Genomic DNA, 14,403 nt, shown 5'->3' on the forward strand with positions numbered 1-14,403 from the left:
GGCCGCGGTGCGGCCACGGGTTTTCGGCGACTGTCGTCGCGCCGCTCAGCCCAGGCAGACGACGAGCAGGCAGAGCTCCTTGGAGTTGGAGTCGGAGTTCGTGGGAGGCGGCGTGGGGCTCGACGCGGACGGGGATGTCTCGGGGGACGCGGGCTGCTGCGCGTCCGAGCCCGTGTCGGCGGCGGGCGGTGTCGTCTGCTCGGTCGCCGTCGACTTGCCGGCGTTGCCGGTGGCCGTGTCGACGGTGTTCGGGGCGGTGGTCCTCGGCTGCGTCGTCTTGGGCAGCTCGCGGGGCGCGGTGGCCGTGTCCGTCCGCGGGTCCGCCGGGGTCCTGCGGGGCGCGGTGGCCCGGGGCTGCTGCTCGCGCTGCGAGGTGCGGCCGGCGTGCGGCGGAGTGGTGGGCGTGGGCGAGGACCGCGGGACGTCCCGCCGGGTCGACGTCGGTTCGGCGTGCTCCGGCGCCTGCCCCTCGGCGCCGCCCATGGTCCTGTCCTCGGGTGCCGTGGCCGACTGCACGCCGTGCGTCGAGTCGCCCTTCATGGCGGCGACGGTGAGACCGCCTCCCACGAGCGCGACGGCGGTCGCCACCACGGCCCGGCGCTGGTTCTTCTTCCAGCGGGCCATCTGACGACGCCGTGCCGCCCGCCCCTGCTGCGGGGCCTGGTAGCCGTCGGCCCCGGCGGTGTGCGCGGCCTCGTGACCGTCGGACGGTTCCGTGCCCGGGGCGCCCTCACCGTGGGACGGGTTGGTGCCCAGGGTTTCGTGGCCGCCGGACGATCCGGTGTACGCGAGGGGGATCTCCCGCGTGCCGGCGGGGTTCGTGTCCCACACACTCCCGTCGTCCCACACGTTCCTGTCGCGCGCGTTCCCGTCGGGCCGTGCGCCGGAGGCGGCCGGGTACTCCCATGCGGCCGGGTCGGTGCGGCCGTCGGCGGCGGAGGGGTCGATGTCCGGGGCGTAGGCGCCGCACCCCGGGCAGACCAAGGCGCCGTTGAGGTGCCGGCGGCACGAGGAGCAGTAGTCCATGTGTGGTCTTCCCGATCTGGCTGTGCCGGCGGCTCACCGGCCGCGGCATGGTCACGTTCGCACGTGGGATCGAGCTGTAACGCTAACGAGACTTTGGAAGGGGGATGTGCAGCATGTGTGACACCCCTGAGCAGATCCTCTGGATCTCGCGTGTGCCGTAAGCGACTCGTGACTAAAGGTGGCGGGGCCTGGGCATGCTCGGGCGCCTGCCGAGGCGGGCCCGGGGTCCGGCCTGGGGTTCTGCCGCGGACGGCCACGCTGTCCGTGCCAGGATCGCGTCCGCCACCTGGTCCGCGGTGTGCCCGTCGGTGTCGATGCGCAGGTCGCCGATGCCCGCGTCCTCCAGCGTGACGGCCGTCGTCACCGCCTCGTCGGCGACCCCCAGCAGACGCTCGGTGGGCTGCCCGCGCAGCGGATCGCCCGGCTGGGGCCAACCGCCGCCACGCCCCCGCCGCATGATCCGCCGCGTCAGCTCCTCCCGCCCGGCGTGCAGCCGGCACAGCGTGAACTCGGCCCCCGGCAGCGCCTCGGCATACACACCGACCCCGGCCGGGTCACCGACCGGCCCGGTCACGACCAGCGCCTGCGCCCCGGCAGACCGGTAGGTCCGCCACAGGGCCGCCAGGTTCCGGGCCCTGACGCGATGGCCACCCGGGTCGTCGGCCGGCAGCGGATGACAGAAGCCGACCTGGTCCAGATCGACGTACGCGGCGGTGAACCCGGCGCGCAGCACCCGCTGGTAGACCGTGAAGCCGACCGCCGACTTGCCGACGCCCGTCGCACCGCACAGCCACAGCACGGGGCCGTCGGCGGGCCGCCGCTCCCCGAGCACATCGGGCGGCTCCCCCGCGTCGACCGCCGCCAACGGAGCGGACCCGGGCCGGCCACCCGTCCGTTCCCGCACGAGCCGCACCACCTCCGGCACCGCCACACCGCCGGTCTCGACACAGACGTCGGCGAAGTCGCTCGCGTCGAGGGCGTCGGCCTCCCGCCGCACGGCGTCGAGCAGTCCGGGATCACCACCGCGCCCGAGGAAACGCCGCCGCAGCTCGTCCGGGCCGACGCGCAGCCGGCAGACCGTCACCGCGGCCCTCGGCAGACCGGCGAGCTCGACGCCTCGCTCGGCGTCGACGACACCGGAGACGACGAGACACCGGGCCCCGACCCGCCGGAACCCCTCCGCCACGGCGGCGACGTTGTGCGCCTTCATACGATGCCGGCCCGGGTCCGCCGCCCGCTCCGGGTAGCAGATGCCGAGCTGGTCGACGTCGACGAACGCGGCCGACGCCGACCGGTTGAGCTCCTGGTACAGCTGCCAGGCGACCGTCGTCTTGCCCACACCCGGTGGACCGCACAACCACAGAACATGAATCACGGACGGGATTCTCACGCGTTGCCGTTCCCCAACTCACCTGATTTTCCCGGGAACTGACGCACAACCCTTTGCATGTCCGGCGGGTCACACCATGCAGGAGCAACCACTCGAAGAGTTACAAGGGGGAAATATGCGATTCACCCGTTCCGTCCTGGCCGCGTCGGCCTTGGCGGCGCTGACCGTGGGGACCACGACCGCCCTGGCGGCACCCGCCTCCGCCGCGCCCAACACCACTCCGCAGAAGGTCTGCGGAAGCGCCTACAAGACCGTGAACTCGGCGGCCGTCGGCTCCCTGGGCACGGTCTACCTGACCTACAACTCCGCCAACGGTCAGAACTGCGTCACGACCATCCGCAACAACCCGGGCACCGCCGTGGACATGTCCGCCTGGATCTCCGTGCCCGACACCGAGGAGTACGACGAGGACGCCGGGCGCTTCACGTCCTTCGCCGGACCGACCTACGTCTACGGCAAGGGCCACTGCGTCGACTGGGGCGGCAGCATCAAGAACGTGTACGTGCAGGTGTTCGGCTCCAACTGCGGCGCCCTGAAGGAACACCGGGTCACGTTCACCCGCTGACGGGCCCCATGAACCACCTTGAAACACCCCCTGCCGGGCCATCACGCTCCCGCCGCCGTCGCGCGGGAGCCGTGGTGGCCCGGTGCCGGTTCTCGCCCCCCACGGTGCTGCTCACGCCTCGCCGCGTACCTTCAGCACCGCCTTGTTGAGCACCCACAGCCCGATGCCGATGGCCACCAGCACGCCCGCCCGGATGTAGACGTCCGCGGGCCGGTCGGACAACGGGCTGGCCAGGATCAGCGCGGTGATCGCGCCGAGCACCGGCAGGGCGGTCGGCGTACGGAAGTGCTGGTGTTCGACGCGGTCGCGGCGCAGGACGAGGACGGCGATGTTGACGACGGCGAAGACGCACAGCAGGAGGAAGGCCGTGGTGTCGCCGAGGCCCTCGATCTCCCCGGTGGAGACCAGGCCGATGGCGAGCAGCGAGACGAAGACGATGCCGACGACCGGGGTGCGGCGCCGGGGCAGTACGTGACCCAGGGCACGCGGCAGGATGCGCTCGTTCGCCATGCCGTAACAGAGGCGGGACGCCATCATGATGTTGATCAGAGCCGAGTTGGTGACCGCGAACAGCGCGATCAGGGCGAAGAGTTTGGGCGGGAAGTCGATCCCGCCGGCCTTGACGACCTCCAGCAGCGGGCCGCTGGAGTCCTCCAGCACGCGGTAGTCGACGAGCAGCGAGGAGACCAGGGCGACCAGGACGTAGATGGTGCCGGTGACGGCGACGCCGATGAAGATGGCGCGCGGGAACGTCCGCACCGGATCCTTGGTCTCCTCGGCCATGTTGACGGAGTCCTCGAAGCCCACGAAGGCGAAGAAGCCGAGGGCCGTCGCCCCCAGCACACTGGTGAGCAGCGCGTAACCGGTGCCCTCTGCCTGGAACTCACCGAGCCGGGAGGGTTCGCCGTCACCGGTCAGGACGGCCCAGGCGCCGATCGTGAGGATGACGAGCAGGCCGGTGAGTTCGACCACCGTGAGGACCACGTTGGTCTTCACGGACTCCGAGACGCCTCGAAGGTTCAGGGCCGCCAGGGCGAGGATGAACAGGATCGCGATGAGGGTGGGCGGGAAGAAGTCCGTGAACTCGGACAGGTAGTCGCCGCTGAAGGCACGGGCCGCCGCGCTCGCCGAGGAAAGGCCCGAGCACATGACCATGAAGGCGACGATGAAGGTCAGGAACGGGACCTGGAACGCCTTCTGGGTGTAGAGCGCGGCTCCGGCCGCCTTCGGGTACTTGCCGACGAGCTCGACGTACGAGGCGGCTGTCAGGATCGCCACGACGAACCCGATGACGAACGGCAGCCACAGTGCCCCGCCGACCTTGCCGGCGACCTGACCGGTGGTGGCGTAGATGCCGGTGCCGAGGATGTCACCGATCACGAACAGCACCATCAGCTTGGGGCCGAGGGCACGCCGCAGCGGGGTGTCGTCCCCTCTGTCCGGCGCAGCGGCTGCATCCCTGTCGGTTGCGGACACGAAAGCTCCCTGAGGCGTTCGGCACGGAACGGAACAACGTCTTGCCTGCCCAGGAAGACCAGTGGTGATGCCCTCGGGAAGCAGCGGCCTACGTGGACGGGTGCCGGCCTGATCAGGACCGGCCTTCGTCAGATCAACCCCGCGCGATGAGTTCCGGCCGCTTCATCAGTCTTTTCCGGTGAGCGTCGTACGACGTCGTACGACGCTGCCCGCACGAGACACCACGGAGGACACCATGACGACCACGCCGGACGACACGACCACGGCGCTGCCCGGACGCCCGCCCGTCGTCGACCTGGCCACCTGGCAGGCCGCCCGTGACGAACTCCTGGTCCGCGAGAAGGCCCACACCCGCGAGGGCGACGCCCTCGCCGCGGCCCGCCGCCGGCTGCCGATGGTGGAGTTCGACGGGACGGTGGAGGTCGTCGGACCCGACGGCCCGGTCCCGTTCCTGGAGCTGTTCCAGGGCCGCGACGAACTCGTGGTCTACAAGCACATGTGGTACGACGGCGCGCCGCACCAGGGGCAGTGCGAGGGCTGCACCACCACGGCCTGGCACCTGAAGGACGCCGTCTACCTGGGCGCCCGCGGCGTCTCGTTCGCCGTCCTGACCACGGGCCGGTGGGACGAGGTGGCCTCCTACGTCGAGTTCATGGGCTACACCCAGCCCTGGTACTCGGTGCGCGACGTGGAGGCGCCGGTCGGCGGCGACATGGGTTACCTCACCTGCTTCCTGCGCGACGGGGACCGCGTGTTCCTCACCTACTCCACGACGGGCCGTGGCAACGAGCGGGTCAACGGGTCCCTCGGCCTGCTCGACATGACGCCCTACGGCCGCGGCGAGGCGTGGGAGGACAAGCCTGAGGGCTGGCCGGAGGGAGGCAGCCCGTGCTGGTCCTGGCGCTCGGACGCGGACGGGAACGCCGCCTGGGGTCCGACCAGCCGCCCGGTACCGCAGTGGACCCGTCCCGGCGCGACCCCCGTGGAGACCCTCGGCCGGCACGGCCACCACCACTGACGCGACTGCACGGATCCTCCGGAGGTCGGTAGGCCTCACTGCCCAGCAGCTCTCCGTGGAATTCGGCGCCGCCCGTCATTCCTGCTCGTGCCGGTGGGCCTCGCTGCCTGCCTCGTCGCGGCTGGCGCGCACGCCTGCCCCGGGCAGTTCCGGATGACCTCGGTTCAGTTGGTGCGGTCGGACCAGCCCTGCGGGAGGTCTCCGGGGGCCGTGGCGATGACCGTGTCGTCGTCGGGGCCGACGTACTCGAAGAGGGTGATCTTCGCGAATTCCGGGACGACGCAGACCGGATAGGTCGGGCCCTCGTCGCGGTACCTGCGCATCTCGTCGAGGTGGTCGTTCTGGTAGAGGACGGTGCGTTCGCCGTGTTCCTCGACCCAGTGCGGGAAGAAGATCACGCCGTGCAGGCGGCGCTTGCCCGGCATGACGTTGACGGAGACCGACGTACCGGTGGGCTCGTTCCAGGAGATCTTGTAGTGGTCGTCGTCCAGCTGGACGAGGTCGACGTGCTGATCCTTGACCCAGCGGCCGCCCACCATTCCGGAGTGGATCCGGTAGTCGATGGTGGTCGGGTTCTTCACGTACATCTCGTACTGCCAGCCGTTGGCGTAGGTGTAGATGAAGCGGTGGCCGACGATCCCGGAGAGCTCCTGCGCGGGGACCGGGCTCTGGACGGTGGTCACGTGTGCTCCGTTGCTGGCCATGTGGGGTACCTCCTTGCTGCCGTAGGGCCGCTGCGGCGTGCCGTACGAGTAGCCCCCTCGACGGTCGGCAACCTCTACGCTCAACATCGTTGCGGCACGATGGGCCTGGAAGGCGGAGACATGAGGCGTGACGAGCTCGTCCGGCCGGTGCCGGAGCTGTTACGGCAGCACGCCGAGGTGGCTGGGGAACGGGTCGCCTACTCCGACTCCTCGCGCAGCGTCACCTACGCAGAGCTGGAGCGGCGCACGCGCTCGCTGGCCGCGTACCTCACCGGGACAGGGCTGCGTCGCGGTGACCGCGTCGCGATCTGCCTCGGCAACTGCGTGGAGATGGTGGAGAGTTGCCTCGCCGTCCTGCGGGCCGGGATGGTCGGCGTCCCGCTCGACCCGCGGTCCTTGGACGCCGAGCTGGCCCACTTCCTGAAGGACAGCGGCGCCGTGTTCGTCATCACCGACACCGCGCACCTCGCACAGTTACGACGCCTGGGCCCGCCGCAGGACCGCTTGGGCGTCCTGGTCACCGGGACCGGCCCGGTCCCGGACGGCGCCCGGCTGTTTCGGAGCGCGGCCGAGAGCGACGGGTCCGCGCAGATCGACACGCTCGGCCTCGACGATCCGGCCTGGATCCTCTACACCTCCGGTACCACGCACCGGCCCAAAGGTGTGCTGTCCACGCAGCGGGCCGCGCTGTGGTCCGTGGCCGCCTGCTACGCCCCGATCTTCGGTCTCTCGTCTGACGACCGTCTGCTCTGGCCGCTTCCGCTGTTCCACAGCTTCAGTCACTCGCTGGCGATCCTGGGCGTGACGGCCGTGGGCGCGAGCGCCCGGATCGCCGGTGAGCTGCTGCCGCCGGGCGGTCTGCGGCAGGAGTTGCTCACCGCGCACGCGGGGCTCGGCGGGCCCTTCACCATGCTGGCCGGCGTGCCCGCGACGTATCACCGGCTGCTCGACTCGGGCGGCGCGGCCCCGCCGGCACTGCGGATGTGCGTCGTGGCCGGCGCCCCGAGCGGCCCCGCGATGCGCGCGGCCGTGGAGGAGACCCTCGGGGCGCCGCTGCTGGACGCGTACGGCAGTACCGAGACCTGCGGCATGATCGCGGTGAACCGCCCCGAGGGGCCGAGGGTCGACGGTTCCTGCGGGCCGCCCGTCCCGGGCATGGACGTACGCGTCGTCGACCCACGCAGCGGCGAGGACGCACCGGACGGGGCCGAGGGCGAGGTCTGGGTGCGCGGACCGAGCCTGATGACCGGGTACCACGAGCAGCCCGAGGCGACGGCCGCCGCGCTGCGGGACGGCTGGTACCGCACCGGCGACCTCGGCCGCCGCGTCGAGCACGGCCATCTCCGGCTCACCGGCCGGGTCGGCGAGCTGATCATCCGCGGCGGCGAGAACATCCACCCGACGGAGATCGAGCAGGCCCTGGCGCAGTGTCCCGGCGTGTCCGAGGCCGTGGTCGTGGGTGTCCCGCACGACGTGCTCGGCGAGGTGCCGGTCGCCTTCGTCGTACCGGGTCCGGACGGGATCGACGCACGACAGGTGCTCGCCGAGTGCCGGACCCGGCTGGCCGACTACAAGGTGCCGGCCGAGATCCGCGAGATCGCCGCCGTCCCGCGCACCGCGTCCGGCAAGATCACCCGGCACGAGCTGGTCGCCCCCGCTCCGGCCTCCTCGGTCGCGGCCGACAGCACGCTGCGCGGGCGGCTCCTCGCTCTCCCGCCCGACGAGCGGGAACACGCGTTACGCGCAACGGTGCTCACCAAAACGGCCGAGGTCTGCCGGCGGACGCCGGGCGATCTGCCCGACGCGGACAGTCCCTTCGCCGATCTCGGCATGACATCCGTCGGCGTCGTCGAGCTGGCGGACCAGCTCGGCGCGCTGACCGGTCTGAGCCTGCCGTCGACGCTGGTCTTCGACCACCCGACGCCGGCCGAGGTGGCCCGGTACCTGCGCGTGGCGCTCTTCGAGGGCGAGCCCGTGCGGCGCCCGCGGGCGCACGGCGGACAGGACCGGTCCGACGAGGACGATCCCGTCGTGATCGTCGCCATGGGCTGCCGGTATCCCGGTGACGTCAACTCCCCCGAGGACCTGTGGGAGTTGGTGTCGCGGGGGCGGGACGCCATCTCGGAGTTCCCGGCCGACCGCGGCTGGGACCTGGACGCCCTGTACGACCCGGATCCCGACCGGATCGGCACGTCGTACACGCGCCACGGCGGGTTCCTGCACCGGGCCGCGGAGTTCGACGCCGGACTGTTCGGGATCTCGCCGCGCGAGGCGCTCGCGATGGATCCGCAGCAGCGGCTGCTCCTGGAGACGTCCTGGGAGGTGTGGGAGCGGGCCGGGATCGACCCGGCGTCGGTGCGCGAGAGCGACACCGGCGTGTTCGTGGGCGTGATGTACGGCGACTACTCCGCCCGCCTCACCCGCTACCACGAGTTGGAGGCGCACCTGGGGCTGGGCTCGGCGGGCAGCGTGGCCTCCGGGCGGATCTCGTACGTGTACGGTCTGCGCGGTCCCGCGATCACCGTCGACACCGCGTGCTCGTCCTCGCTGGTGGCGCTGCACTGGGCGGCGCGGGCGCTGCGCTCGGGCGAGTGCTCGCTGGCGCTGGCCGGCGGGGTCACGGTGATGGCGACGCCCAAGCCGTTCCTCGCGTTCAGCCGGCAGCGGGGGCTGTCGCCGGACGGGCGGTGCAAGTCGTTCTCGGCGGCGGCCGACGGTACGGCCTGGGGCGAGGGCGTGGGACTCGTCCTGCTGGAGCGACTGTCCGACGCGCGGCGGAGCGGCCATCCGGTCCTGGCGGTACTCCGCGGCTCCGCCGTGAACTCCGACGGCGCGTCCAACGGGCTCGCCGCGCCCCACGGGCCGGCACAGCGGCGGCTGATCACGCGGGCGCTGGCGGACGCGGGGCTGCGCACCGGTGACGTGGACGCGGTGGAGGCCCACGGCACGGGCACCCGGCTGGGCGACCCCATCGAGGCGCAGGCCCTCCTGGCCACGTACGGCCAGGGCCGCGAGCAGCCGCTGTGGCTCGGGTCGGTCAAGTCCAACCTCGGGCACACGCAGGCGGCGGCCGGAGTCGCCGGCGTCATCAAGATGGTGCAGGCCATGCGGCACGGCGAACTGCCCCGCACCCTGCACGCCGACTCGCCCACACCCCACGTCGACTGGTCCGCCGGCCGCGTGGAACTGCTGACCGCACCACGGCCCTGGCCGGTCTCGGACCGGCCGCGGCGGGCAGGGGTCTCGGCCTTCGGGATCGGCGGGACCAACGCGCATGTGATCCTGGAAGAGGCGCCGGAGAAGGAGACTGCGGTCTCACGGGAGGCGGCGGTGCCCCCGGCTGCGGCGGTCTCCCCGGAGCCGGCCGCGACACCGCCCGTTCCATGGCTGCTCTCCGCCGCCGACGAGACCGCCCTGCGCGCCCAGGCCCGACGTCTCGCGGCGGAAGTGGCGACCCGGCCCGGCCAGTCGTCCACGGACGTCGGCTACTCCCTGGCGGTGTCGCGCTCCGCCCTCACCCATCGTGCGCTCGTCCCGGCCGGAGACCGGACCCGGATGCTGGACGCGCTGAACGCGTTCGCACAGGGCCGGGACACACCGGGGGTCGTACGAGGCCTCGCGGGCCCGGAGATCCGTACGGCCTTCCTGTTCACCGGGCAAGGCGCCCAGCGCCCCCGGATGGGCGCCGGACTACGCGCCGCCTTCCCCGTCTTCGCCGACGCCTTCGACAAGGTCCGCCGGTACCTGGACGACCGTCTCCCCCAGCCGCTGAGCGCGGTGCTGTCCGCCGAGCCGGGCTCGCCGGAAGCGGCTCTGGTGGACCGTACGGACTTCGCCCAGGCCGGACTGTTCGCCTTCGAGGTGGCGCTGTTCCGGCTCCTCGAGTCGTGGGGCGTGCGAGCCGACCGCCTGGTGGGCCACTCCGTCGGCGAGCTGACGGCCGCGCACGTCGCCGGCGTGCTCGACCTGCCGGACGCCGCGACGCTCGTCGCCGCGCGCGGCCGGCTGATGCAGGCGTTGCCCGACGGCGGCGCGATGGTGGCGCTGGACGGGACCGAGGAGGAAGTCGTCACCGCGCTCGCGGAGTTCGGGGCACAGGTGACACCGGTGGCTCAGATGGCGCAGGTTGCCGTCGCGTCCGTCAACGGGCCCCGCTCGGTGGTGATCTCAGGCGCGCGGGACGCGGTGCTCGCGGTCGCGGCCGGCTTCGAGGAGCGCGGTCGCAGGGCCGTACGGCTGCGGGTGAGTCACGCCTTCCACTCGCCCCTGGTGGCGCCGATGCTCGACGAATTCCTGGCCGTGGCCCGTGAGTTGACCTTCCGGCCGCCGCGCATCCCGATCGTCTCCACCGTGACCGGCCGCCTCGCCGAGCCCGCGGAACTGTGCTCGCCCGAGTACTGGGCACGGCACGCCCGGCAGCCCGTGCGCTTCGCCGACGCCGTGCGCCGGCTCGCGGACGACGGGGTCTGCGCCTATCTGGAACTCGGCCCCGGGCCCGTACTCACCGCCGCGGCCACCGACTGTCTGACCGACGCGTCCACGAGCGGCTCCGTTCTCGCCGTGGCCACACGAGGCGGTGCGTACGAACCGGAGACGCTCCTGTCGGCCGTGGCGAGGCTGCATGTGGCCGGGGCCGCTGTCGACTGGGCGGCGGTGTACGCGGGTTCCGGCGCGCGCCGCGTGGACCTGCCGACGTACGCCTTCCAGCGGCAGCGGTACTGGCTGGACGCGCCGCGCCCGGCGGCGGCCGGCGCCGAGGCCCTGCTGGGCCCGGCGTTCCCGGTGCCGGACACCGAGCGGACGGTGCTGACCGGGCTGTTGTCCCTCGCGACCCACCCGTGGCTCGGGGACCATGTCGTCGCCGGGAGGAGCATCGTGCCGGCGACGGTGTTCGTGGAGATGGCCCTGCGGGCGGGCGACGAGGTGGGCTGCGGCGCGATCGACGAACTCGTGATGCTGTCACCGCTCGCTCTGACCGGTTCCGCGGGGGTGCGGGTCCAGGTCGTGGTGGGTGCGCGGGACGACGACTCGGGGCGGCGGCCGGTCGACATCTACTCCCGCGCGGAGGAGCCGGAGGAGTCCGCCGAGGACGCCCCGTGGACCCGGAATGTCTCCGGACAGCTGGGCCGAGGTCGCGCTGCGCAGGGCGAGACGACCCAGTGGCCGCCCCCGGGCGCCGAGGCGGTGGATCTCACCGGCGCGTACGCCGCCCTCGCCGATGCCGGCCTCGCCTATGGGCCTGCCTTCCAGGGGGTCGGCGCGGTATGGCGGCGCGGTGACGACGTCTTCGCGGAGGTCCGGCTGCCCGCGTCGTACACGTCGCAAGCGGGCCGCTTCGGACTCCACCCGGCGCTGTTCGACGCCGCGTTGCACGCGCCGCTGCTGGCCGCGTCCGCAGACGCGAGCACGGTTCGGGTTCCGTTCGCCTGGAGCGGGGTGAGCCTGCACGCCTCGGGAGCCACGGAGTTGCGGGTCAGCGTGACGTCGACGGGCCCGGACACGGTCTCGCTGACCCTGGCCGACCCGTCCGGCCTGCTCGTGGCACGCGTGGACTCGCTGGCCACCCGGGAACTCCCGGCCGACCGGACGGACCGGGCCGACATGACGGACGACGTCGTACGAAGGGCTCTGCTGCGCCCCGAGTGGTCCGCCCTCGGCCTCTCCGGTGGTCTCTCCCGCGAGGCCGATGGGCATGCCTGGGCCGTGCGCGGGCCGGACGAGCTGAATCTCGCCGAGTTCCTGCCCGGCGGCGTGCATCCCGAAGTCGTCGCCGTCGCAGCCGTCGCCCGTGCCACCGGCTCCGATCCGCTCTCCGCCACTCACGAGTTGACGAGCCGAGTGCTCAAGGCGCTCCAGGACTGGCAGGACGATCCGGGCACGGTGGGCTCACGGCTGGTCGTGGTGACGCGGGATGCCACCGGGCCGGTGCCGGACCTGGCGGGTGCGGCGGTCTGGGGACTGGTGCGCACGGCGCAGTCGGAGCTGCCCGGTCGGGTCGTCCTGGTGGATGTCGACGGGCGGCCCGAGTCGCTGCGGATGCTGTCTTCGGCCGTCGCCACCGGTGAGTCACAACTCCGGGTGCGGGACGGGCAGGTGACGGTTCCGCGACTGGCCGCGGCCGGTGATGCCTCGGGCGCGGGGGCTGTCTTCGACGCGGACGGCACGGTGCTGATCACCGGTGGCACCGGCGCGCTGGGCGCGGAGCTGGCACGTCACCTGGTCACCGAACACGGCGTACGGCATCTGCTGCTGACCGGACGCCGTGGGCCGCAGGCACCCGGAGCGGCGGAACTGCGCGGCGAGCTCCGGGAGTTGGGGGCGCGGGTCGGCATCGTCGCCTGTGACGCGGCCGACCGTGCCGCGCTGGCCGAGGTGGTCAAGCGCTGCGAGCCGCCGCTGACCGCTGTGGTGCACGCCGCCGGGGTTCTCGACGACGGCGTGCTGGACTCGCTGACCCCCGAGCGCCTGGCGGCCGTGTTGCGGCCGAAGGCCGACGCGGCCTGGAACCTGCATGAACTGACCCGGGACATGGGTCTTTCGGCGTTCGTCCTGTTCTCCTCCGTCTCCGGTCTGCTGGGCCGGGCGGGACAGGGCAACTACGCGGCCGCGAACTCGTTCCTCGATGCGCTCGCCCACCGCCGCGCCGCCGAGGGACTGCCGGCGGTCTCGCTGGGGTGGGGCCCGTGGGAACACGCCGGCGGAATGGCGGCGGACCCGCCTCCGCAGCGCTCACAGCCACGTGACGTACTCGTGCCGCTGTCCACGCGGCAGGGCCTGGCCCTGTTCGACGCCGCGCTGGGCTCGACGGAGCCGGTCCTGGCGCCGATCCTGCTGGACCGGGCTGCGCTTCGGTCCGGTGCGGGGCACCTGCCACCGCCGTTGCGCGGACTCGTCCGGCAGCACCGGCCGACCGCAGCGGCGACCGCCTCGGGCTCCGCGGGGTCTCCCGGGCAGATGCTGGAGCCGGGAGCCTGGCGGAAGCGGCTGGCCGCCATGCCCCCGGGCGAACGGGGGTCGGCACTCGTGGAGTTGCTGCGGGCCGACGTGGCCGCGGTGCTCGGCTACCCGCACGCCGACGCGCTCCCGGCCGGCAAGAGCCTCGCCGACCTGGGGTTCGACTCCCTGACCGCCGTGCAGATCCGCAACCGGATCAGCATGGCGCTGAAGCTCCGGCTGTCGGCCGCGGTGGTGTTCGAGCACCGCACGGCCGAGGGGCTGGCACGCCACCTGCTCGGCCTGCTGGACTGCGAACCGGCCGCCGCAGCAGTCCCCGAGTCCCCAGGAGCCCCTGAGGCCGCGGGAGCCGCCGAGGCCCCAGGGGCCACGGGGCCCGAGCGGCCCGCGTACACCCTCTCCTCGCTGTTCCGGACGGTCAGTGCCGCCGGACAACCGGTGGCGGCGATGCACCTGCTCGTCACCGCGTCCTGGGCGCTGCCCACCTTCACGGCCGCCCAGGGCCGCGAGCACGCGCTCCCCCCGATCCGCCGCTCCCCCGGCCGCTCCGGCTCCGGAAGGCCGACGGTCGTCTACTTCCCGGCCTACCACCCGTCGCTCGCCTCGGACGACGGGGACTTCCCTCGCTTCCACCGTGCTCTCCAGGACGACTTGGAGGCCTTGGAGGTCCTGGAGTTCCCGCACCCCGGAATCGGCGCCGGGGCCGCCGTACCGCAGGACCGGGCCGCGCTGGCGCGTACGCAGGCCGAGAGCGTGCTGCGGCACGTCGGGGACGGGCCCTTCGTGGTCGTAGGACGGTCGGCGGGCGGCAATGTCGCGCACCTGGTGGCCCACCAGCTGGAAAGCATGGGCCGGGCACCGACCGGCCTGGTGCTGCTGGACACCTACCACATCACGCCGGACAACAGCGGCAAGGACTGGCTGCTGTCCCTGGCCGCCCCACCGCCGCAGGACACCGGACAGCCCCTCTTCACCGGGGGCGACGACAGCGCCCTGGCCGCGATCGGTGCCTACAACCGGATCTTCCTCGGCTGGGACCCCGAGCCGGTCGCCGCACCCACGCTCCTCGTGCGCGCGCTGCGGCCCACGCCCGCCATGGCGGCCTGCGCCGACGCGGACGACTGGCGGACGTCCTGGCCTGCGGCGCACGCCGTCGTGGACGTCCCCGGTGACCATCTGACGATGATGCAGGAACACGCCGAGACGACCGTGTCGGCGATCCGCACCTGGATCGACGCCCGAACCGCGAAGGGAGACCAGTGAGTTCTGC

At 72.7% G+C, this 14,403-nt stretch carries 7 protein-coding genes; 3 read left to right on the forward strand and 4 right to left on the reverse strand.

Annotated features, from left to right (window positions below):
* Positions 1-45: 45 nt before the first annotated feature.
* Together PV963_RS04145 and PV963_RS04150 are read right to left on the reverse strand one after the other, a co-directional pair.
* Positions 46-1,026 carry an SCO2400 family protein gene (locus tag PV963_RS04145; RefSeq protein WP_274814185.1) on the reverse strand — a complete coding sequence of 327 codons (981 nt, stop codon included), beginning with the start codon at positions 1,024-1,026 and terminating at the stop codon, positions 46-48.
* Positions 1,027-1,198: 172 nt separating this feature from the next.
* Positions 1,199-2,401: an AAA family ATPase gene (locus tag PV963_RS04150; protein WP_274814186.1), complete on the reverse strand. Its 1,203-nt coding sequence runs from the start codon at positions 2,399-2,401 to the stop codon at positions 1,199-1,201.
* A gap of 130 nt (positions 2,402-2,531) precedes the next feature.
* Here PV963_RS04150 and PV963_RS04155 point away from each other — a divergent pair, with 130 nt between their 5' ends.
* Entirely contained in the window at positions 2,532-2,981 is a 450-nt protein-coding gene (locus tag PV963_RS04155) for a spore-associated protein (RefSeq protein ID WP_274814187.1), read from the forward strand.
* A 111-nt stretch (positions 2,982-3,092) separates the two neighbouring features.
* Here PV963_RS04155 and PV963_RS04160 read toward each other — a convergent pair whose 3' ends face one another.
* A complete protein-coding gene (locus tag PV963_RS04160; protein ID WP_274821931.1) occupies positions 3,093-4,373 on the reverse strand; it encodes an APC family permease in 1,281 nt (426 codons plus the stop codon).
* Positions 4,374-4,692: 319 nt separating this feature from the next.
* Here PV963_RS04160 and PV963_RS04165 point away from each other — a divergent pair, with 319 nt between their 5' ends.
* Entirely contained in the window at positions 4,693-5,475 is a 783-nt protein-coding gene (locus tag PV963_RS04165) for a DUF899 domain-containing protein (protein ID WP_274821932.1), read from the forward strand.
* Between the two features lie 164 nt (positions 5,476-5,639).
* Here PV963_RS04165 and PV963_RS04170 read toward each other — a convergent pair whose 3' ends face one another.
* Positions 5,640-6,179, reverse strand: coding sequence for a phenolic acid decarboxylase (locus tag PV963_RS04170; protein WP_274814188.1), 540 nt, complete (start codon positions 6,177-6,179; stop codon positions 5,640-5,642).
* Between the two features lie 120 nt (positions 6,180-6,299).
* Here PV963_RS04170 and PV963_RS04175 point away from each other — a divergent pair, with 120 nt between their 5' ends.
* Positions 6,300-14,396 carry a type I polyketide synthase gene (locus PV963_RS04175; protein ID WP_274814189.1) on the forward strand — a complete coding sequence of 2,699 codons (8,097 nt, stop codon included), beginning with the start codon at positions 6,300-6,302 and terminating at the stop codon, positions 14,394-14,396.
* Positions 14,397-14,403: the final 7 nt, after the last annotated feature.

The sequence above is a fragment of the Streptomyces coeruleorubidus genome, assembly GCF_028885415.1.
GTDB lineage: Bacteria > Actinomycetota > Actinomycetes > Streptomycetales > Streptomycetaceae > Streptomyces > Streptomyces coeruleorubidus_A.